The 20,482-nt window shown below is 70.6% G+C and carries 19 protein-coding genes; 14 read left to right on the plus strand and 5 right to left on the minus strand.

Features of this window, described 5'->3' with window-relative positions; translation table 11 throughout:
• Nucleotides 1–2,826, plus strand: a 2,826-nt coding sequence (locus KS423_RS14980) for a molecular chaperone Hsp90 (protein WP_224279365.1), incomplete at its 5' end; no start/stop codon positions are given.
• Between the two features lie 75 nt (nucleotides 2,827–2,901).
• Here KS423_RS14980 and KS423_RS14985 read toward each other — a convergent pair.
• The 3 genes from KS423_RS14985 to KS423_RS14995 form a co-directional block, all read right to left on the minus strand.
• Nucleotides 2,902–3,111, minus strand: a complete 210-nt coding sequence (locus tag KS423_RS14985; protein WP_224279367.1) for a hypothetical protein — start codon at nucleotides 3,109–3,111, stop codon at nucleotides 2,902–2,904.
• A gap of 78 nt (nucleotides 3,112–3,189) precedes the next feature.
• Complete coding sequence (locus KS423_RS14990; RefSeq protein WP_224279369.1) at nucleotides 3,190–5,652, minus strand: HAD-IC family P-type ATPase; 2,463 nt, start codon at nucleotides 5,650–5,652, stop codon at nucleotides 3,190–3,192.
• A gap of 52 nt (nucleotides 5,653–5,704) precedes the next feature.
• Nucleotides 5,705–6,007 (minus strand): DUF2530 domain-containing protein, encoded by a 303-nt coding sequence (locus KS423_RS14995; RefSeq protein WP_224279371.1) that lies wholly within the window; start codon nucleotides 6,005–6,007, stop codon nucleotides 5,705–5,707.
• A 175-nt stretch (nucleotides 6,008–6,182) separates the two neighbouring features.
• On the opposite strand from KS423_RS14995, the gene KS423_RS15000 reads away from it, so the two are divergent.
• Both KS423_RS15000 and KS423_RS15005 read left to right on the plus strand, forming a co-directional pair.
• Nucleotides 6,183–7,643, plus strand: a complete 1,461-nt coding sequence (locus KS423_RS15000; RefSeq protein WP_224279373.1) for an NCS2 family permease — start codon at nucleotides 6,183–6,185, stop codon at nucleotides 7,641–7,643.
• A gap of 266 nt (nucleotides 7,644–7,909) precedes the next feature.
• On the plus strand, nucleotides 7,910–9,514 hold the full coding sequence (locus KS423_RS15005) for a recombinase family protein (protein ID WP_224279375.1): 1,605 nt from the start codon (nucleotides 7,910–7,912) through the stop codon (nucleotides 9,512–9,514).
• A 917-nt stretch (nucleotides 9,515–10,431) separates the two neighbouring features.
• Here the strand turns inward: KS423_RS15005 and KS423_RS15010 are convergent.
• The gene (locus KS423_RS15010) at nucleotides 10,432–10,629 is read right to left on the minus strand and encodes a hypothetical protein (protein ID WP_224279377.1); all 198 of its coding nucleotides are present in this window, start codon (nucleotides 10,627–10,629) and stop codon (nucleotides 10,432–10,434) included.
• Between the two features lie 79 nt (nucleotides 10,630–10,708).
• Here KS423_RS15010 and KS423_RS15015 point away from each other — a divergent pair, with 79 nt between their 5' ends.
• The 9 genes from KS423_RS15015 (at nucleotide 10,709) to KS423_RS15055 (ending at nucleotide 16,880) form a co-directional block, all read left to right on the plus strand.
• Nucleotides 10,709–12,112, plus strand: a complete 1,404-nt coding sequence (locus KS423_RS15015) for a phage major capsid protein (RefSeq protein WP_224279379.1) — start codon at nucleotides 10,709–10,711, stop codon at nucleotides 12,110–12,112.
• A gap of 347 nt (nucleotides 12,113–12,459) precedes the next feature.
• Nucleotides 12,460–12,804, plus strand: a complete 345-nt coding sequence (locus tag KS423_RS15020) for a hypothetical protein (RefSeq protein ID WP_224279381.1) — start codon at nucleotides 12,460–12,462, stop codon at nucleotides 12,802–12,804.
• 84 nt (nucleotides 12,805–12,888) lie between these two features.
• The gene (locus KS423_RS15025; RefSeq protein WP_224279383.1) at nucleotides 12,889–13,170 is read left to right on the plus strand and encodes a hypothetical protein; all 282 of its coding nucleotides are present in this window, start codon (nucleotides 12,889–12,891) and stop codon (nucleotides 13,168–13,170) included.
• Nucleotides 13,171–13,364: 194 nt separating this feature from the next.
• Nucleotides 13,365–13,607, plus strand: coding sequence for a hypothetical protein (locus KS423_RS15030; protein ID WP_224279384.1), 243 nt, complete (start codon nucleotides 13,365–13,367; stop codon nucleotides 13,605–13,607).
• Entirely contained in the window at nucleotides 13,579–14,103 is a 525-nt protein-coding gene (locus KS423_RS15035) for a DUF6879 family protein (protein ID WP_224279386.1), read from the plus strand. Before KS423_RS15030 ends, KS423_RS15035 begins: the two co-directional genes overlap by 29 nt.
• A gap of 26 nt (nucleotides 14,104–14,129) precedes the next feature.
• Nucleotides 14,130–14,978: a helix-turn-helix transcriptional regulator gene (locus KS423_RS15040; RefSeq protein ID WP_224279388.1), complete on the plus strand. Its 849-nt coding sequence runs from the start codon at nucleotides 14,130–14,132 to the stop codon at nucleotides 14,976–14,978.
• 96 nt (nucleotides 14,979–15,074) lie between these two features.
• Entirely contained in the window at nucleotides 15,075–15,434 is a 360-nt protein-coding gene (locus tag KS423_RS15045) for a hypothetical protein (RefSeq protein ID WP_224279390.1), read from the plus strand.
• Nucleotides 15,435–15,554: 120 nt separating this feature from the next.
• Nucleotides 15,555–15,698, plus strand: a complete 144-nt coding sequence (locus KS423_RS15050) for a hypothetical protein (RefSeq protein WP_224279392.1) — start codon at nucleotides 15,555–15,557, stop codon at nucleotides 15,696–15,698.
• 3 nt (nucleotides 15,699–15,701) lie between these two features.
• Nucleotides 15,702–16,880, plus strand: coding sequence for a methyltransferase domain-containing protein (locus tag KS423_RS15055; protein ID WP_224279394.1), 1,179 nt, complete (start codon nucleotides 15,702–15,704; stop codon nucleotides 16,878–16,880).
• A gap of 91 nt (nucleotides 16,881–16,971) precedes the next feature.
• Here the strand turns inward: KS423_RS15055 and KS423_RS15060 are convergent, their stop codons facing one another.
• Nucleotides 16,972–17,409, minus strand: coding sequence for a VOC family protein (locus tag KS423_RS15060; RefSeq protein WP_224279396.1), 438 nt, complete (start codon nucleotides 17,407–17,409; stop codon nucleotides 16,972–16,974).
• A gap of 131 nt (nucleotides 17,410–17,540) precedes the next feature.
• Here KS423_RS15060 and KS423_RS15065 point away from each other — a divergent pair, with 131 nt between their 5' ends.
• Nucleotides 17,541–18,464 (plus strand): DUF4231 domain-containing protein, encoded by a 924-nt coding sequence (locus tag KS423_RS15065; protein ID WP_224279398.1) that lies wholly within the window; start codon nucleotides 17,541–17,543, stop codon nucleotides 18,462–18,464.
• 232 nt (nucleotides 18,465–18,696) lie between these two features.
• Nucleotides 18,697–20,415 (plus strand): hydrogenase maturation protein, encoded by a 1,719-nt coding sequence (locus KS423_RS15070; RefSeq protein WP_224279400.1) that lies wholly within the window; start codon nucleotides 18,697–18,699, stop codon nucleotides 20,413–20,415.
• Nucleotides 20,416–20,482 lie beyond the last annotated feature (67 nt).

Consider the following 20,482-nt stretch of genomic DNA (forward strand, 5'->3'; position numbering starts at 1 on the left):
GGGGCGCAGCCCGAGCTGGCCGACGAGCTGCGCCGCCGGGACGGCCACGTGCCGCTGCTGCGGCTGCCGTTCGCGGCCGAGGGCCCGGCCCCGGCGGGCTACGACACGGTGGTCGTGCTGCCGCTGCGGGACGCCGCCGCCGAGGACCTGACCCGCCGCCTGCTGGACGGGATCGACGACGCGCTGCTGCTCACCCTGCCCGGCCTGCGCGAGGTCGTGGTGGAGACCCCGGACGGCATCCGGACGCTCACCCGGGCCGCCGCCGAGACCGGCCCGGACGGGGTCACCGAGGTCACCGTCACCGACGACACGGGCGGCCGGCTGCGGCATACGGTCTGGCAGACCGCCGGCGCCTCCGGCACGCTCTCCGCCGAACTGCTGGTCGACCGGCCCACCGAGGAGCGCGCCCGCCCGTACTGGACGGTGACCTGGGCCGTCCCGGTCGGCCCGGACGGCGCCCCGCAGCGGCCCGGATCCGCCTCCGTGCTGCACGCGCCCACCCCCAGCGACGAGCCGGTCGGTCTGCCCGCGCTGCTGATCGCCTCCTACCCGCTGGACTCCACCCGCCGGCACGTCGCCCCCGGTCCGCTGGCCGACTTCCTCACCGAGCGCGCCGCCGACAGCTACGCCGAGTTGTTGCGCGCCCGCGGTGCCGACCTCGGCTCGCTCCGGCTCGTCCCGGCCCCGCTCGGCCGGGGCGCGCTGGACAACGCGCTGCGCGCCGCGGTGCTCTCCCGGCTGCCCGGCACGCCGTTCCTGCCGCACCCGGCGCCGGTCGAGGAGGGCACGCCCGCCCTGCGGCCCCGGGACGCGACGCTGCTGGAGGGCGCGGACGGCTCGGTCGTCGAGGCGCTCGCGCCGATCTTCCCCGGGCTGCTGCCGGCCGGCCTGGAGCGCCGCACCGAGCTGCGGGTGCTGAACGTACGCCGGGTGCCGCTGGCCGAGGTGGTGGACCAGCTCGGCGGCCTGGACCGCGAGCCCGCCTGGTGGCGCAACCTGTACGCGGCGCTCGGCGCCGCCGATCCGGAGGCACTCGGCGCGCTGCCCGTTCCGCTCGCGGACGGGCGGACGGTCACCGGGCCGCGGCGCGTCCTGCTGCCCTCCGAGGACGCCGACTGGGCGGCCTTCCCCGGCTACCCCGAATCGCTCGCGGGCGCGCTCGCCGCGCTCGACCTGCGGCTGGCCCACCCCGAGGCCGCCCATCCGCTGCTGGCCAGGCTCGGCGCCGGCACGGCCACCCCGGCCGGGGTGCTGGACACCCCCGAGGTGCGGGCCGCCGTCGCCCGCTCCTACGAGCTGGCCGAGGACGACCTGGACGCGGCTCTCGAACTCGCCGACGCCGTCCTGGCGTTGGTGAAGGCCGCCGCCCCGGAGCCGGGCGCCCACCCCTGGCTGGCCCGGCTGGCGCTGCTCGACGACGAGGGCGAGCCCGCCCGCGCCGGCGAGCTCGTGCTGCCCGGAAGCCCGTTCGCCGCGCTCGCGCGTGAGGAGGACGCCGGCTGGGTGGACGACGAACTGCTGGAGCGCTGGGGGCCGGAGGTGCTCGCCGCCGTCGGCGTGCTGGCCGACTTCGTCCTGGTGCGCGCCGAGGACGTGGTGCTCGACCCGGACGACCTGGAGCGGCTCGACCCCACCGTCCCGGCCGACCGCGCGGCCGGCGGCCACCCCACCGGCCTGCTGGACGAGGCACCGGACGGGCTCGCCGAGTGGGCCGAGGACGCGCTGGAGGCGCTGCAGGCCGACGAGGCGGTCGGCGTCCCGCCGGTGGCCGCCGAGCTGCTGGCCGTGCGCGACCTCGACCTGGTGGACGACGACGCCTGGCCGGAGGCGCTCGCCGCGCTGGCCCGCCCGCCCTACCGGGACGCCGTGGTCGATCCGGTGCGCACCCTGCTGCCGGACGGCTCGTACGCCGACCTGCCGCCGTACACCGCGTGGTGGCTGCGCGACCACCCGGTGCTGGCGGGCCGCGAGCCGGCCGGTCTGCGCGCCGCCGGGGCCGACCCGCTGCTGCGCGGCCTGTACGACGAGGCCCGCACCACCCTGGACGACCAGTTCCTGCACGCGCTCGGGGTGCGCACCACGCTGGCCGCGCTGCTCGTCGAGCCGCACGGGCCGGACGAGGTGCTGGACCGGATGACCGACCCGGCCGCCGAGGTCGGCCACCGCCAGCTGCACGGCATCCACACCGCGCTGGCCCGGGTGGACCGGGAGCGGATCGAGCCGCTGGACGTGGTGCGGGCGCTGCCGCCGCTGGACCCGGACACCGGGCGCCGGCCGGGCCACACCGTGGTGGTGGACGCCACCGAGGCGGTCGTCGCCGACGCCCCCGACCTGGTCCAGCTGCTGCACCCGTACCCGCTGCTGCCGGTCGCCCCGGCGCTGGCCGCCGACCTCGCCGAGCGGCTGCACGTGTCGCTGGCCAGCGAGGTGGCGGGCGGCCGGGTGCTCTCCGAGGGCGTGCTGCACCGGGTCCCGGCGGTGGTGCGGGAGCTGCTGCCCGGCTGCCCGGTCGCCTACGAGGAGCACGAGGAGCTGCTGGTCGTCGGGCCGGACGGCGGCGAGGCGGCGGTGGACTGGCGCTGGGACACCGGGGCGGACACCCCGGAGCCGCCGTACGACCCGGAGCTGGCCGAGGCCGGCGACGAGGACGACGAGTTCGAGGTCCCGCCGGTGCCCGGCCTGCTGCACGCGGCCACCCCGGAGGGCCTCGCCGCCGGGCTGGCCTGGTCGGTCGGACAGTGGCACCGCCGCTTCGAGGTGCTGGCCGCCCTCAGCGAGCCCGACCGCGCCTACGAGCTCTCGGCCGCCCGCGACTTCGAGGGCTGAGCCCGGCGGCGCACACCGGCCGGACTCTCGGCGGGTGCGCGCCTGCCGGGCTCGGCGGGTGCGCGCCTGCCGGGCTCAGCGGGTGCGTGCCCGCAGCCGCCAGTAGACGGTGGTGGTGGCGGTCAGCCAGACCGCGCCGAGCGTCACCAGTGCGGCGGTCCGCAGCGCGGGCGTCGGCCGGACGGCCACGCCGACGACCGCCATCGCCAGGGCGGCCGACCCGGCCGCCAGCAACCCGCCCAGGAAGGCGATGAACGCCTCCAACTCCCCACCCCTGCGCGCCATCCGGCACCCCCCTTCCGGGCCATCATCGGCTGCGCGCGGGGGTTTGTCACGCTGCGGCGTGCCCGGTCGCCGGGCACGTCACTCCAGGCCGCGGCGCTTCATGATGCGCCAGGTGATCTCCAGGGCGATGCCGCAGACCACCGCGATGGCGACGCCCGTGAGCGGGTCGCGGAAGCCGACCAGGGAGAGCTCGAAGAAGCTCTTCAGCGAGGGGACCAGCAGGACCAGGGCGAAGGCGCCACCCATGGCGCCGATCAGCAGCAGTCGCCACCAGGTGTACGGGCGGGCGACGATGGCGAGGACCCAGATGGCGATCAGGAAGAGCGTCAGGGTGGCCACGCTGGTGTCGGCCCTGAGGTCGGTCGCGTGGTTGGTGCGGGCGAGCGTGTAGGCGACGAAGGTGCCGGTGCCGGCGATGGCGCCGCCGGGGATCGCCAGCCGCAGCACGCGCTTGACGAAGCCGGTGCGGGCCCGCTCGTTGTTGGGGGCGAGTGCGAGGAAGAAGGCCGGCACGCCGATGGTCAGCGAGGACAGCACGGTGGAGTGCCGGGGCAGGAACGGGTACGGCGAGTGGGTGAAGATCACCAGGAGTGCCAGCAGGACCGAGTAGACCGTCTTCACCAGGAAGAGTGAGGCAACCCGCTCGATGTTGCCGATCACCCGGCGGCCCTCGGCGACCACCGACGGCAGCGTGGCGAAGGAGTCGTTCAGCAGCACGATCTGGGCGACCGCCTTGGTGGCGTCGGAGCCGGTGCCCATCGCCACGCCGATGTCGGCGTCCTTGAGCGCGAGCACGTCGTTGACGCCGTCACCGGTCATCGCCACGGTGTGGCCACGGGACTGCAGTGCCCCGACCAGCCGGCGCTTCTGCTGCGGGGTGACCCGGCCGAAGACACTGGTCCGGTCGGCGGTCTCGGCGAGCTCCTCCGGGTCGGCGGGCAGGGTGCGGGCGTCCAGCGGGTGATCGGCGCCGGGCAGGCCCAGGTGGCCGGCCACCGCGCCGACCGAGACTGCCGCGTCGCCGGAGATGACCTTGGCCCGGACCTGCTGGCCCTCGAAGTAGCGCAGGGTCTCGGCGGCGTCCGAGCGCAGCCGCTGCTGGAGCACCACCAGGGCGAGCGGGGTGAGGTCGGCGGCCGGGTCGGGGGAGTCCAGCGGGACGGGGGTGCGGCCCAGCAGCAGCACCCGCAGGCCCCGGGCGCCCAGCTCGTCCACCTCGGCCAGCGCCGGGTGCCCGGCGGGCAGCAGCACGTCGGGTGCGCCGAGCAGCCAGCTGGCCTCGCCGCCCTGCGGCTCCAGCAGCTGCACGCCGCTCCACTTGCGGGCGGAGGAGAAGGGCATCGCCTCGATCACCCGCCAGCCGTTCTTCGGCGTGCCCTCCGCGCCGTCGTCGCCGCGCCCGTACGCGTCGATGACGGCCTGCATGGACGGGTTGGGGCGGGCGTCGGCGCCGGCCATCACGGCCAGTGCGTGCTTGATGGTGTCCTTGTCGACGGCGGCGGGCTCCCCGTTCGAGAGCACCCGCAGGTCGACCACGTCCATGCCGCCCTCGGTGAGGGTGCCGGTCTTGTCCAGGCAGACGGTGTCCACGCGGGCCAGGCCCTCGATCGCCGGGAGCTCCTGGACCAGGCACTGCTTGCGGCCGAGCCGGACCACGCCGATCGCGAAGGCGACGGAGGTCAGCAGCACCAGTCCCTCGGGGACCATCGGCACGATGCCGGCCACCATGCGCCGCACGGCCTCGCGCCAGTCCCGGCCCTCGACGGCCAGCTGGCTGATGATCAGACCGAGGGCGGTGGGGATCAGCAGGTAGGTGATGAACCGCAGGATGCTGTCGATGCCGGTGCGCAGCTCCGACTTCACCAGGGTGAACTTGCTGGCCTCCTCGGCGAGCTGGGCCGCGTAGGCCTCGCGGCCGACCTTGGTGGCGGTGAACGCGCCCGCGCCGGCCACCACGAAGCTGCCGGACATCACCTGGTCGCCGGGCTGCTTGAGGACCGGGTCGGGTTCGCCGGTGAGCAGCGACTCGTCGATCTCCAGGCCGTCCGCCTCGGTGACCTCGCCGTCCACGATCACCTTGTCGCCGATGCCGAGCAGCACGGTGTCGTCGAGGACGATCTCGGAGACGCCGATCTGCTGGACGGCGCCGTCCCGGCGGACCTGCGGGCGCGCCTCGCCGATCAGCGCCAGGCTGTCCAGGGTCTTCTTGGCGCGCAGCTCCTGGATGATGCCGATCGCCGTGTTGGCCACGATGACCAGGCCGAACAGGCCGTCCTGGATCGGACCGACGATCAGGATGATCCCGAACATCACGCCGATGATCGCGTTGAAGCGGGTGAAGACGTTGGCCCGGACGATCTCCCTGGTGGACCGGCTGGACCGTACCGGGACGTCGTTGACCTGGCCCTTGGCGACCCGCTCGGCCACCTCGGCGGTGCTCAGGCCGCCGCGCCGGCCGGGCAGCAGGCCGAGGGGGTGTGCTCCGTCCGGGTGGTTTCCGTCGGTCGGCCGCTCTTCCGCTGGCTGGGCAGGCTGCGTCATGGCACCGACTCTACGGGTGCCTTATGACCGATGCGTGCTACTAAAGGACTATTCAGTCCGACTGGGTGGCCGGGTTCTGGCCGTTGTGCCGGGCCGTGTGTTCGGCCGCCTCGGCGGCGCGGCTGCGGGCGATGGCGGCCCGCCGGGCGCGGCAGTACCAGACGCCGAGCAGGCCGAGCAGGCCGCCGGAGAGGCAGATCCAGGGCCAGGTGCCGTGGCCGTGCGCCGAGAGGGTGCCCTGGAAGGGGATCAGGGCGAGGAAGGCGATGAACCACAGCACCGTGCCGCCGCCGACGATGGCGACGTCGTTGGCCTCCAGCGGAGGGGGCGAGGGGTGCAGTGGCGTCTTGGGCATGGGGCCTAGCGTACGGTGCGGTGGGCGGCTTTGTGGGCGCCGTGACCCCGTGCAGGCTCTACGCGCGAAGATAGCGCGTGTGCGATCGGGAAACCATACTTAAGGATCTGCGCCCGGCCACCGACGCCCCGGGCGTCCCCTCCCTCTCCTCAGCTCCCCCACAGAGGACGCACGCATGCCTGTGGTCCAGCCGACCACCGAGTCGCCCGAACCCGCCGACGCCGCGCCGCAGCCCCCCACGAGCGCCGTCGACCGCTTCTTCCGGATCAGCGAGCGAGGCTCGACCCTGTCGCGCGAGATCCGCGGTGGTGTCGCCACCTTCTTCACCATGGCGTACATCCTGGTGCTGAACCCGATCATCCTGGCCAGCGGCACGGACATCACCGGGACGCACCTGAACAGCGCCCAGCTGGTCACCGCCACCGCCCTGACCGCGGGTCTCACCACCCTCCTGATGGGCGTCATCGGCAACGTCCCGATCGGCCTGGCCGCCGGCCTCGGCGTCAACACGATCGTGGCGCTCCAGCTCGCCCCCAAGATGACCTGGCCGGACGCCATGGGCATGGTCGTGCTGGCCGGCTTCGCGATCATGCTGCTGGTCGCCACCGGTCTGCGCGAGCGGGTCATGAGCGCCGTCCCGCTCGGCCTGCGCAAGGCCATCGCGATCGGTATCGGTCTGTTCATCAGCCTGGTCGGTCTGGTCGACTCCGGCTTCGTCAGCCGCATCCCGGACGCCGCCCACACCACCGTCCCGCTCCAGCTGGGCGGCAACGGGCACCTGCTCGGCTTCCCGGTGCTGATCTTCGTGATCGGCCTGACGCTCACCCTGATCCTGCTGATCCGCAAGGTGCCCGGCGCCATCCTGATCAGCATCGCGGTCTCCACCGCGCTCGCCGTGATCATCGACAAGGTGGCCGACGTCCCGGCGCTCAAGTGGGGCCTCACCGTCCCGATCTGGCCGGGCAACCCGGTCTCCGAGCCGGACTTCGGGCTGATCGGCAAGGTCAGCCTGTTCGGCGGCTTCGAGAAGGTCGGCGTGCTGACCGGCGTGCTGTTCGTCTTCACCGTGCTGATGTCGTGCTTCTTCGACGCGATGGGCACCATCCTCGGCGTGGCCGACGAGGCCCACCTGCTGGACGAGAAGGGCGACCTGCCCGGCATCAACAAGGTCCTGATGGTCGACGGCATCGCCACCGCGGCCGGCGGCGCCACCTCGGCCTCCGCCAACACCTGCTTCGTCGAGTCCACCGCCGGCGTCGGCGAGGGCGCCCGGACCGGCTTCGCCTCGATCGTCACCGGCCTGCTCTTCGCGCTGGCGCTCTTCCTCACCCCGCTCGCCACCATGGTCCCGGCCCAGGCCGCGACCCCGGCCCTGATCGCCGTCGGCTTCCTGATCCTGGCCAACTCGATCAAGGAGATCGACTGGGCCGACTACACGATCGCGATCCCGGCCTTCCTGACCATCGTGGTGATGCCGTTCACCTACAGCATCACCAACGGCATCGGCATGGGCTTCATCGCCTTCTGCGTGCTGCGCCTGGCCGCCGGCCGCGGCCGCGAGGTCCCCGCCCCCATGTATGCGGTGGCGGCGGTGTTCGCCTTCTACTACCTGATGCCGGCCCTCGGCCTGCTCTGACGCCGTACGGCCCCCCGCGGCCCCGTCCTCCCGCTCGGGAGGGCGGGGCCGCGGCGTTTCGGCGGGGCTTGCGCGGCGTTCCCCGCGGTCAGTGGACGCAGAACTCGTTGCCCTCGGGGTCTCCCAACGCGTGAGACACGCGGTTCTGGGAGGGCCCCGCTATGGCTGCATCTTCGCAGGTCAGCACCGTTAGGAATTCGCCCCACTCCCTGAAAGGGGTGAAAACTGATCCTCGCCCCCGTGCGCTCTCCGCCATCCGCCTCAGCGTGACGACCGACGAAACCACATCCCCGGGCCGTCAGCGTGAGGCCAACGAGTCCGCCGCCGCATCGCTCGGCGCCGTGATCGTCGGTGAAGCGGAAGACCTGGACGTGTCAGCGTCCAAGACGACGCCGTTCGAGCGTCCGCAGCTCGGTCCCTGGCTTCAGCGGCCCGACGACTTCGACATGATCATCTGGTGGCGCCTGGACCGGGCCGTCCGGTCCATGGCGGACATGTCGGCGCTGGTCTCCTGGGCACGCAAGCACGGCAAGCGGCTCGTGTTCGCCGAAGGGCCAGGCGGTGCCCGCCTCGAACTGGACATGGGCAACGTCGTGGGCGAGCTGATCGCCACCCTTCTCGCCTTCGCGGCCCAGATGGAAGCCCAGTCGATCGCCGAGCGTGTCACGGGTGCGCAGGCAGCCATGCGCTCGATGCCACTGCGCTGGCGCGGCTCGCGTCCGCACTACGGCTATGAGCCAGCCCCGCTCGACGGTGGCGGGTGGACCCTGGTGCCCGACCTGGACGCCGTGGCGGTCATCGAGCGCATGATCCGAGCGCTCATGTCTGGCAAGACGGCAAGCGCTGTGGCGGTAGACCTCAACGCTGACGGGGTCCCGTCGCCCCGCGATCACTGGGCAATCAAGAAGGGCCGCAAGACCGGTGGCAAGACCGGTGGCACCCGGGGAGAGCGCACGCAGCGGGATCAGTTCAAGTGGGGACCGAGCATCGTCAAGAAGGTGCTCACGTCGGTCGCCCTGATCGGCTGGAAGCTGCACGAGAGCAAGCCGGTCCGAGACAGCGAAGGCCGCCCCGTGCTGGCCACGAATGAGCCGATCCTGACCCGTGCCGAGTACGACGCGATAGCCGCGCTGTTCGAGGAACGGGCCGTGGACAACCGGGAACGCAAGGACACCAACGCTCTGCTGCTCCGAGTGATCCACTGTGACAGCTGCGACGGGCGTATGTACGAGTCCGCGCCGTCCGCTAAATCTCGGAGCGCCAGCGCATCGTACAAGTGCAACTCCCATGCGCGGGGGGAGACTTGTAAGGCTCCAGCGAACATCAAGAGCGAATGGGCTGATGAGTTCGTGGAACGTGAGTTCCTGCGGCTTGTCGGCGGGATACAGGTCCTCGATATTCGCACCATCCCCGGATACGACCCCGCCCCGGAGATCGCTGCGACGCTGGCGGAGTTCGAGGAGCACCAGCGGCAGGAGGGGCGTCAGAAGTCCAACGCTGCCCGGCAGGCGTGGCAGAAGCGCGCTGACGCGCTGGACACCCGGCTTGCCGAGCTGGAAGCAGCACCGAAGATCGAGCCGCGCCGCGAGGTCGTCAAGACGGGCCGCACCTACGCCGACGAGTGGCGGGATGCCGACACCGCAGGAAAGCGCGGGATGCTGCTGGACTCCGGTGCCCGCCTGACGGTCAGGCGTGGTACGCCCGGCGGCTGGCGACGGCTGGACGAGTCCCGCGTGACTTTCACGGTGCGTGGAGAACTGGACCCGTTGATCGATGAATACATGGCACTCGCAGAGGGGCTTACGGACCGACCGTTCGTTCCCGGTGTCCCCGGCGCGCGACTGCGTCTCAGTGAGCCTGTCGCCGCGTAGCCCCCTCTGAGCCCTCGCCTGGCCCTCCCCGGCCCGGTGGGGGCTTTTGCGTGCCTTCTGGCCAGCGGGGCGGAGCGCCAGCGAAAGGAGGTGGGTATTTCTGTCTCTTGCATGACGGCTATGACAGTTCTAGTACTCCTCCAGTAATCCCAATGAGAATTCAATGGGCTACCCGAACAGGGGTATCGACCATCAGGGTCGTCATGGGCCACGGCGGCCCGCCCGCTGGCGTCGACGGCTCCCCTGACTCTCCACCTCAAGGCGATACAGAACGGCCCCTGAGGGTCGTATGAACCCTATGCAGCCTCCAGCGCCCAAGAGAACAGTCAGGGCCCCAGCGGTGCCCTGTAGGCCCTTATGGGGGGCATCCTGTCGGAGCCGTGACCATACCGGCTCTCCGGCGGGTGTCAAAGCCGTCCGGCAGGAATCCTTCCCACTCCTTTAAGGGCGAGCGAGCTTTCTGCTCCTCACCGCGACTGTGGCAGGTCGCCCCCTTTGCTTGGCCCCAGGTCTAGCTGTCGCAGGCGTCTGCCACCGCCGCACAGCTACGACTTGGGGCCATTTTGCGTTTCTGGCCCTTTCGCGCTACCCGCCGGACCGCACAGACGGGTGGTCCCGCCTTGCGGGTGAAATCCAAACTCAAGGAATCTCGATGACTCATCCTCCCGCACCCTCCCGCGCCGTACCCGCTTCGCCAAGGACTATCGGCGCCCTTGTCGATGGAAAGCGCTTTTCCGAGCACTGGAGCATTCCCGAGCTCCGCTCGCGTGTGAATGCCATCACTGCTGACGTCCTGCTTGCAGTCGAGCGTGACGGCGTAATGGGCGAGGGCGGTGTACACCCGCTGCTGCCCACACTTGTCGGGCTGCTCACTTGGGGGACCGACACGCGCCGCCTCGCTAATGAGCGCTGGGCGGTTAAGCAGATGGCGGAGGAGCGCTGATATGTCGTGCCACGCTCAGAGCGCCATTGACGCCATGCCCCAGTCCGAGCGGCGCCGCCTCGCGCATCTTCTGGGAAATGCGGAAACGGGCCTTCTCCAGGCTGTCGCTGATGACCTTCAGGCCGCCATTGCGCAGGAAGACGCAGTAATCAGCGCGATGGAGTTCGAGCATGCCGGCGCGCTGGCCGCTGAGACCGCAAAGCACGCGGAGCGATTCCCGCTCCCGCTGTACGAAAAGGGGAACTCAACCCATGAGTGACGCACGCCGCGCCACCCTCTCCGACCTCCGCGCCAAGCGCCGAGAGGCCAAGAACGCGATGCGCACCATTCTCGACAAGGCCAAGGCCGAGCACCGTGCTCTCAATGTCGCTGAAGAAGCCGAATTCGACCGTATCGAGGCCGATTACCGCGCGCTGGACGACCGCGCGGAAGAGCTGGACGAGCAGATACGCGCGGACGACGCCGCGTCGCACATGCAGCGCGCGTACGCACCCAAGATTGGCGAGGGGAATTCTTCCATGAGCACTACCGCAACCCGCATGCCCGGCTACTCGCGATTCCAGGTCAGCGAGGCCGAGATCTACCGCCCCGACGGGGGTACCTCCTACTTCCGCGACCTTTTCACCTCGCAGCACAAGGGCGACAGCGACGCTGCCGACCGTATCCGCCGCAACAACGCGATGCAGTACGAGAAGCGTGCTATCTCGACCACGGCCGGTTCTGGTGGCGAGTTCGTCCCGCCTGCCTGGCTTGAGACGCAGTTCATCAAGCTCGCCCGCCCCGGTCGCGTGATCGCTGATCGTGCCACCTACATGCCGCTGCCCGCCGGTACCGACGTGATCAACCTGCCGAAGGTCAACACCGGTACCGCTGAGGCCGTGCAGGGCACGCAGAACAGCGCTATCCAGCAGACCGACATGACCACCACGTCGGTCGGTTCGCCCGTCGTGACCATTGCTGGCGGCCAGACCCTCTCCCTACAGCTTGTCGAGCAGTCGCCGGTTGCCATGGATCAGGTCATCCTGTCGGACCTCGCGGCCGACTACGCCATGAAGCTGGACCAGCAGGTCATCAGCGGTAGCGGCACGGGCGGTGCGGCCACCGGACTGCTCACTCTCGCCGGTACCACCTCCGTGGCGTGGACGCAGGCAACCCCCGCTCTCGGTGGCGCTGGCGGTCTGTACAGCAAGATTGCGCAGGCTATCCAGTCGATCCACACCAGCCGGTTCCTCCCGCCGGACGCCATCCTCATGCACCCGCGTCGCTGGGCCTGGGTCACCGCTCAGAGCGACGCGAACGGCCGTCCGCTCATCGTTCCGGACGCTTCTGGCCCGTGGAACGCCGCTGGCGTCCAGGCTGGCGAGGTCGTTGCTGAGGGCTACGTCGGCAAGATTCTGGGACTTCCGGTCTACGTTGACGCCAATCTGCCGACCAACCTCGGTGCCGGTACCAACCAGGACCCCATCATCCTCGCGCGGACCTCGGATCTGTTCCTGTGGGAGTCTCACATTCGGGCCGAGGCATTCCCTCAAACCTACGCTCAGAACATGAGCCTGTTCTGCCGCCTGTACTCGTACATCTCATTCCAGGCTGCGCGCTACCCGCAGTCGATCGCCATCATTTCCGGGACTGGCTCGGTCACCCCGTCGTTCTAGCGTGACGGCCTACTCAGCGCCGCTCGGACCATGCTTCTCACCATGGTCTGGGCGGCGCTGTAGTGCCTTCCCGGCAAGCCCCTCTGGGGTCCAACTAGCAAGCCTGGCCGAGGCATTCGGCTCGCCGGCCGGACGGACCGGCTTCGCTGTCGGCCAGCGCGGTCGCGCGGCATTGAGTGTGACTCTTGCATCTATATGCGGGGGTAGGGGGGTGGATGAATGTCTATGCGTGATCGTCTTCCGGACCCGGCCCCAAAGGCGGGACACACACGCGCCAACCTGAAATCGTCGAAGTTGCATGTCGCGTGGCTTCCCACATATTTCGACAGGAGTTAAGGATTGTAGAAATGGACCATTTGCCATGGAGTAGCGAACGCGCCCGCGCCGTCTGGCACGCCGTGCTCTCGGATTTCGACCTTGAAACGCATGAGACGGCCCTCCTGCACGCCATTTGCACCACCGTGCAGAACCTCGAAGACCTGGACGCGCGCGTAGCCGCCGACGGAGCCGTCATCGAGACCGGCCGTGGAGCCGACGCCGCCGTGAAGCCCCACCCCGCCCTGATCGAAGCCCGCATGCAGCGCATGAGCCTCGCCCGCCTGGTCACCGCCCTGCGCCTGCCGGACACGGACGGCGCACAGACGCAGCTACGCCCCCTGCGGGGCGTGTACAGCGCGGGAGGCGCCCGATGACACCACTGGACGCCGCTATGGCCCGCATAGGCCGTCTGCGGGCCATGCTCGCCCTGCCCGCCCCGCTGACCTCCGGGAGCTACCGTGCCTAAGCGCAAGGCCGCCGACAACGCCACCTTCCTCGCTGGCTTCCTGCGTCGAACTGACTTGGAATGGCGGGAACTTGGCGTCTCGGATCGCTGGATTGAGAACTATCGCTACCTGCCGTGCGTCGGGTGGGTCCATCTGGCGCAGGAGGGTGCCCTCCGGCCTGCTGAGATCGACTATCTGCACCGCATCGCCGCCGGGACGGCCGACCTCCCGCCGGGCATGCAGGCCCGCGAGACAGCAAGCCTCGTGCTGGCGAACATCCCGCCCGCCGACTGAACGGGAAGCCTCCGCATCGCCCGTTGCCCCGTTCGGGCGTGGTCGGCGCGGGGGCTTTCGTCGGTGCCGTCCATCACGGTGAGTGCTCATCGGTGCTAGACGGTCGATCAACTGTTTGTAGCCCCTTGACTACAGGCGCGCTGCGGGTGGATCGTCGTGCACATCCATGCAACCAACGAGGCACGGAGGGCACGATGGCACTAACCTTCATCGCCAAGGACCCGAACACCGATGGGGCCAACTGCCCGACGGTGTGGGTCGATCAGGAGAAGCAGGAGTTCGTGATCCAGGGTTGGAAGGCCGACGATGCCACCACGGCGGAGTGCCTGACGACCGGCCCGATCCCCGACAGTGAGACCGTGCTGCGGCTGCCCGTCCGGATGGCTGCCGCTCTCAAGGAGGCTATTGATGTCGCCGAAGGCACCCGCGTTCGTTGAGCTCCTGAATGCCGCTCAGCGCTCGGCGGTCCACCTTGAGATGCGGGACTCGTACGATGATCCGGATGAAGCGCCGCGAGTCGCCGCTTGGCGGGCTGGGCATCGCCACAACCCGGCGGACCGCGCGTCGTGGTGGCGGCCCTGGCTCGACCTTGTGTCGGGTGCAGTGGCGCGCGGTGTCGTGATCCGCAGGGCGCGGATCGTCTCGGAGCCGGTCAGCGAGTACACGCAGTACCTCCACGAGGGCACGTTCACCAACGTGGCGGCAGGCGAACAGATCCGGTGGCTGCCTCGCCGCCAGGCGTCGGACCTTGCTCTACCCGGAAACGACTTCTGGGTATTCGATGACACGGTCGTGCGGTTCGGCCACTTCTCGGGTGAAGGCGTCTACCTGGGCGACGAGGTGACCGAGGACCCTGCCGTGGCGAAGCTCTGTGCAACGGCATTCGAAGCAGTGTGGGCCCGCGCCATCCCGCACGAGGACTACCGGATCTGACCCACGAAGCACCGGACAGCCAGCTCATGCTCACATCTCCGTCATCCAGTGTCCAGGCAGCGCGCAAGGCGCTCGCTGACCGTCTGCGGGACCTCTGCAAGGACGCCGGGCTCAACGGGCGTGAGCTGGCCCGTCAGGCCGGCTGGCACCCCTCAAAGTCATCGCGGATCATCAACGCGGTAACTCCGCCATCCGACGAAGACATTCGGATCTGGTGCCAAATCTGCGGAGCGGAGGACCAGGCAGCCGATCTGATCGCTGCGTCGCGCTCTGCCGACTCGATGTACGTGGAGTGGAAGCGTCTCCAGCGCACGGGGCTCAGGAGGCTACAAGACTCGTACGTGCCACTGTTCGAACGAACCCGAGTGTTCCGGGTCTACTGCTCGACGGTGGTCCCCGGGTTGCTCCAAAACCACGGCTATGCAACGGCGTTGCTGTCTTCCATCACCCGCTTTCGCGGTACACCCGATGACGTGGCAGATGCCGTGGCCGCCCGGCTCGCACGGTCGAACATCTTGCGGGAGGGAGACCACCGGTTCGCCGTGATCGTCGAAGAGTCGGTCCTTCGGTACCGCGTTGGTGACGCCGACGCCATGTCGGGGCAACTTGGCTACCTGCTGGCAGTCATGTCCCTACCCGCCGTCTCGCTGGGAGTCATCCCGTTCAGTGCCGAACGAGATATCTGGCCGTTGGAGACGTTCAGCGTCTACGACAGCGAGCAGGCACAGGTGGAGACCCTCACCGCTGCCGTCACCGTAACTGCGCCTGGCGAGATCACCCAGTACCTCAGCGCCTTCCAGAAGTTGTCCGACATAGCGGTGTACGGTGCCCCGGCTCGCGCTCTGATCACAGCGGCGATTGATGCACTCGGGTGATTGGCGTGCAATCTCGTAGAACATCATAGAGACCAACTGCCCACCCTCCGTAGCGTCTTCTACATCGGCAAGGCAGGCGGCGGAGGGAGCGCGTCCGTGTCGGACGACGTGGAGCGTGAGGCGGAGATCCTCAGGCAGTATCGCGCGGAGGCGGAAGCGGCGGCGGACGCCGTAGAGACGGCCTGGAGGCTCGCGGGCCTGCCGTCCACCCCCGATGTGATGCCGATCGTAAGCGGGCGCGGGATGTACCAGGGGCCGCACGTCTCCCTTGGTGGCTGCCACGCCAACACGGCCCGCGCACTGGCCGCCGCGCTGACGGAGTACGCCCGGCTCACGGGAAAGCTGATCGACGGCGAGTCTCACGGCCTGGTGGCCCAGGTGCTCGCCGATCTCGGTGTGAGCCCTGCCCTGCCGAGTGACGGACTGTACGTCGTGCAGCGGCAGTTGAGCGCCTGATAGGCCCCTAGATTCCCGTCCCGGCCACCCTGGGGAATGACCTGGCCGGGACGGGCCAGCAAGACGCACAACAGGCTGAGGCAACCGCCTTGGCCTGACCAACAGCGAGAGGGGAAGCACATGGGTAAGCGCGGCGGCGGCTCCGGCGACGGCCAGGGCGGCAAGCAGCAGGATGACAGCAACAAGGGCGCCGGACACGGTGGCGGTGGCTCCGACGAGCGCGGCAACACCTCCGACGGCTCGTCCCCGGCGGGCGGTAAGTAGTCAGTGACCGGCGAGACGCACAAGGAGGCGGGCCTTCAGGGGCTCGCCTCCGCGCTGGTGGCCAACGGCGCACTTACCTCAGACTGGCTCCCGTCCTTCAAGGCCGTACCCCGCGAGCTGTTCATCCCGGATCGCATCTGGCCGGGCATCGCGGACGGCACCCGACAGAACCCCGTGGTGTACCGGTCGCAGGACCCCGAAGCGTGGCGACGGGCGGTCTACTTGGACATCCCGCTGACCACACAGTGGGACGACGGAGACCACAAGGGGGACGGGCTCGGAACGACTCCGAGTTCGTCCAACTCCATGCCAACCATGGTCGTTTCGATGCTCCAAGACCTGGACGTCCGCCCGGGTGACAGGGTGCTGGAGATCGGCGCCGGGACGGGGTGGAATGCCGGCCTTCTGGCGCACCGGCTGGGCAACCTCAACGTGGTGACGGTCGAGTATGACCCGGAGGTGGCGCGAGGGGCGCGGGAGAACCTTCAACGGGCCGGACTTGAGCCAAAGGTGGTCGAGGGTGACGGGCGGTTGGGCTGGGCGAAGGGTGCTCCCTTCGATCGGGTCATTGCCACCTGTTCCCTGCTGGAGATCCCTCCGGCGTGGCTTGAGCAGACCCGCCCCGGCGGGATCATCGTCGCCCCGTTCGGCACCGAGTACGGCGGCGAGCAGATCGCACAGCTGACCGTCAACGACGACGGGACCAGCGCGAGCGGCCGATTCACCCGGAGTTCGGCGTTCATGCGGCTGCGCCAGCAGCGCACGAACCGGCCACCTTTCGAGGACTACCTACACGGCGAACCGTGGCCTGCCGACGGGGTGAAGAGCACAACCACCCTGGCCCCTCCGGACACCGGCGGATGGTTCGAGCAATTCGTCATCGGGGCGGGCGTGCCCGGTGCGTTCTGGCGGGCGGAGCGCTACGAGAACGGCGCATACACGCTGTGGCTCTACAGCCGGGACACCCTGTCGTGGGCATCCGTTGACTACGAGCAGGACCGCACGGAGTACGAGGTGTACCAGTCCGGCCCCCGGAACCTCTGGGACGAGGTGGAGGCCGCATGGCGCTGGTGGGACGAGCAAGGCCGACCCGGCTTCGAGCGCTTCGGGCTCACGGTTACCCCCGACGGTCAGACAGTCTGGCTGGACAGCCCGACCAACCCGGTACCCGTCCGGGGCTGACCCTCTGAGCTGCCCCGTCCGTGCGTCTTTCCCCCGTGGCGCATGGGCGGGGCTTCTTGCTGCCGCCGACCTGCGGTATCTTCCAGAACTGCTAGTTAGACGCGTTGGGGTCCTGCACGACGGTCCACTCGCCGCCGGGCTCCCTGACGTGCCGCACGACGGTGGCGCCGAGGCCTTCGAGGCGGGCGACGGTGGCCTCGCGCTCGCCCGGGCCGGGGTGGACGTCGAGGTGCAGGCGGTTCTTGCCCTGCCTGGGCTCGGGGACGGCCTGGAACAGGACGCGGCGGCCGAGGCCGGTGTCCGAGGCCGGGTCGAACGGGTCCTCGGGGTGGCGGACGGCCGCCAGGGAGCGCCAGGCCGGGTGGCCGTCCACCTCGGTGAGGGCCTCCGGGCCGACCGCGCCGGCGGCGAGCAGCCGGGTGATCAGCGCGCCGTGGTCCTCCAGCGTGTACTCCAGGGCGGCGGCCCAGAAGGCGGCCTGGCGGTGCGGGTCGGCGCAGTCGATGACGAGCTTCCAGTGCAGCGGCATGTAACCGTTTATATCGGTTACCAATGGGCCGGGCAATGGCAGGCCGTCGGAAGCTGTCAAAAAGGCGCCCGTGTAGGCGAGTTGGCGGTGGGAATACTGGCTGGACGGAGTAGGGGGAGGGGACTCGACCGATGGTGCAACAGGATCCGCCGGGGGGCGTCGAGGCGCAGCTGCTGCCGGAGCTGTTCTGGACGGCGGACAAGGCCTCGCTGGACGGCCAGCGCGAGACGCTGCGCTGGTACCGCGGACTGATCGCGATGCTGGTGATCGCCGCTGTGATCGGGTCGTTCCCCGGCCCGGCCGACAAGGGTGACTTCGACGTCTGGCCGCTGTTCTCGGTGGCCGCGTTCCTGGTGGCCGGCTACTTCTGGTCCCGGCTGCGCCGCAGCAACCCGCAGGGCCGCTGGTACCAGGCCAGGGCGGCGGCCGAGTCGGTCAAGACGCTGGCCTGGAAGTACACCGTCCGGGCCCGGCCGTTCGACGGTGCGGCCGAGTCCGCGGACGTCGACCGCGGTTACCTGCTCCAGGTCGAGGACGTGCTGCGGGCCTTCGAGGACCCGGAGATCGTGCCGCCCGGCAGCGTCGCCGAGATCACCCCGGAGATGCGCCGGCAGCGTGCCGAGAACCTGACCGCCCGGCGCACCCTCTACCTGCGCACCCGGGTCGAGGGCCAGCGCACCTGGTACCGCTCCCGGGCCGAGGCCTGCGACTCCCAGGCGGTCTCCTGGGGGCTCGGCATCGCGGTGCTGATCATCGTCGGCGCCGCTGCGGCCGTCGCCCAGGCGACCGGCGCGTTGCCGGTGCACGTCTTCGGCGCCACCTCGGCCGCGGCCGCGGCGATCATCGCCTGGACGCAGCTCAAGCAGCTCGGCCCGCTGGCCGCCGCCTACCAGCTGGCTGCGCGCGAGCTGGAGAACGTCGGCAACCAGCTGTCCGACCTCGACCCCCGGGCGCCGGACGCCGAGGCGCGCTGGGCCCGGCTGGCCGCCGACGCGGAGGACGCGGTCTCCCGGGAGCACACCACCTGGCGGGCCCGCCGGGCGTTCCCGCGCTGAGCCGGGCGCTGCGCGCCGAGCCGGGCGTCGCGCGGCGAGCGGGACGGGTCCGGGGCGCGGCGGCAGAGGGTACGCCACCGGAACGGGGACTTGGGGAGATCCGGCGAAACGCGGGGCACAGGTGTGCGGGGTGCGTGAGAGTAGGGCGCCCAGGCACGGACCGTAATCATTACGTGTCCATGCCCTGGTTTCATCGCCTGCGCGCGACCCCAGTTCCCGCCGGAGGCCCTCCTTGCGCATTCTCCTGATCGCCAGCGCGTTCAACAGCCTGACCCAGCGCGTCCACACCGAGCTGCGCGAGCGCGGCCACCAGGTCGCGGTCCAACTCGCCCTCGGCGACGAGCAGATGAGGGCGGCGGTGGTCCGCACCGACCCCGAGCTGATCGTCTGCCCGATGCTGACCAAGGCCGTCCCGCAGGACATCTGGTCCACCCGGACGGTCCTGATCGTGCACCCGGGACCCACGGGCGACCGCGGCCCCTCCTCGCTCGACTGGGCGATCACCGAGGGTGCGGAGCGCTGGGGTGTCACCGTGCTGCAGGCCGTCGCGGAGATGGACGCCGGCGACATCTGGGCGTCCGTCGAGTTCCCCGTCCCGGCCTGCGGCAAGAGCGAGTTGTACCGGGGCGAGCTCGCCGACGCCGCCGTCGAGGCCGTCCTGCTGGCCGTCCAGCGGTACGAGGGCGGGCTGTTCACCCCCGAGCCGCTGGACTACGCCCGGCCGGACGTGCACGGCGAACTGCGGCCCTTCCTGCGTCAGGAGGCGCGCCGGATCGACTGGGAGCAGGACGACACCGCCACCGTCCTGCGCAAGCTGCGCGCTGCGGACTCCCAGCCCGGCGTGCTGGACGAGCTGTACGGGCGGGAGTTCTTCCTGCACGGCGGCCACCCCGAGGACGAGTTGCGCGGCCCGGTGCCCGGCGCCGTGCTGGCCACCCGCGACGGCGCGATCTGTCGGGCCACGGTGGACGGCGCGGTGTGGATACCGCAGCTGCGCCCGCGCCGCACTCCCGGCGGGCCGGTCACCTTCAAGCTGCCGGCCGCCACGGTGCTCGCCGACGAGCTGTACCGGGTCCACGAGGTGCCGGTGAGCCCGGAGCGGGCGGGCCGTCGGGAGACCTGGTCGGAGCTGCGCTACCGCGAGGACGGCGACATCGGCTTCCTCGAATTCGCCTACGCGGGCGGGGCGATGAGCACCGAGCAGTGCCGCCGGCTGCTCGCCGCCTACCGGGAGGCGGCCGAGCGGCCGACCTCGGTGCTGGTGCTCGGCGCGCCCCGGGACTTCTACTCCAACGGGATCCAGCTCAACGTCATCCAGGGTGCGGCCTTCCCGGCGCTGGAGTCCTGGGAGAACATCAACGCGATGGACGACTTCGTCGAGGCGGTGCTGACCACGACGGACAAGGTGACGGTGGCGGCGCTGGCCGGGAACGCGGCGGCCGGCGGGCTGATGGCGGCGCTCGCCGCCGACGAGGTGTGGTGCCGCGAGTCGGCGGTGCTCAACCCGCACTACCGGCTGATGGGCCTGTACGGATCCGAGTACTGGACGTACACCCTGCCCCGCCGGGTCGGTGCCGAGCAGGCCGAGCGGCTGACCGCCGAGGCGCTGCCGGTCGGGGCCGGACACGCCCGCCGGATCGGCCTGGTGGACCGTACGGTCGGCGGGGACGCGGCCGGGTTCCGCCGCTGGGTGGCCCGCGAGGCGGCCCGGATCGCCGCCTCGCCGGAGCTCACCGGGCGGCTGGTGGACAAGAAGCGCCGCCGCGCGGCCGACGAGGAGGCCAAGCCGCTGGCCGAGTACCGGGCGGAGGAGCTGCGCCGGATGCACGCCAACTTCTACCGGGCGGGCGAGCCGTACCACGCGCTGCGGCGGGACTTCGTGCACAAGGTCTGCCCGGTGGCCACGCCGGAGCACGTGGCGGGGCTGCTCGGGCGGCCCGGGCAGCCGTAGCGGCAGGGAGGCCGGGGGCGGGCTCGGGCGACGCCCGGCCGGGGTGGGGGGCCCGGCCGGACGCCCG

The organism is Streptomyces sp. LS1784 (genome assembly GCF_020103755.1).
Classification (GTDB): Bacteria; Actinomycetota; Actinomycetes; order Streptomycetales; family Streptomycetaceae; genus Kitasatospora.

Coding starts and splice junctions, on each gene's coding strand:
- KS423_RS14985 (WP_224279367.1), bottom strand. CDS start 3,111: ATGGCGCGCAGGGGTGGGGAGTTGGAGGCGTTCATCGCCTTCCTGGGC.
- KS423_RS14990 (WP_224279369.1), bottom strand. CDS start 5,652: ATGACGCAGCCTGCCCAGCCAGCGGAAGAGCGGCCGACCGACGGAAAC.
- KS423_RS14995 (WP_224279371.1), bottom strand. CDS start 6,007: ATGCCCAAGACGCCACTGCACCCCTCGCCCCCTCCGCTGGAGGCCAAC.
- KS423_RS15000 (WP_224279373.1), top strand. CDS start 6,183: ATGCCTGTGGTCCAGCCGACCACCGAGTCGCCCGAACCCGCCGACGCC.
- KS423_RS15010 (WP_224279377.1), bottom strand. CDS start 10,629: ATGCTCGAACTCCATCGCGCTGATTACTGCGTCTTCCTGCGCAATGGC.
- KS423_RS15015 (WP_224279379.1), top strand. CDS start 10,709: ATGAGTGACGCACGCCGCGCCACCCTCTCCGACCTCCGCGCCAAGCGC.
- KS423_RS15020 (WP_224279381.1), top strand. CDS start 12,460: ATGGACCATTTGCCATGGAGTAGCGAACGCGCCCGCGCCGTCTGGCAC.
- KS423_RS15030 (WP_224279384.1), top strand. CDS start 13,365: ATGGCACTAACCTTCATCGCCAAGGACCCGAACACCGATGGGGCCAAC.
- KS423_RS15035 (WP_224279386.1), top strand. CDS start 13,579: ATGTCGCCGAAGGCACCCGCGTTCGTTGAGCTCCTGAATGCCGCTCAG.
- KS423_RS15040 (WP_224279388.1), top strand. CDS start 14,130: ATGCTCACATCTCCGTCATCCAGTGTCCAGGCAGCGCGCAAGGCGCTC.
- KS423_RS15050 (WP_224279392.1), top strand. CDS start 15,555: ATGGGTAAGCGCGGCGGCGGCTCCGGCGACGGCCAGGGCGGCAAGCAG.
- KS423_RS15060 (WP_224279396.1), bottom strand. CDS start 17,409: ATGCCGCTGCACTGGAAGCTCGTCATCGACTGCGCCGACCCGCACCGC.
- KS423_RS15065 (WP_224279398.1), top strand. CDS start 17,541: ATGGTGCAACAGGATCCGCCGGGGGGCGTCGAGGCGCAGCTGCTGCCG.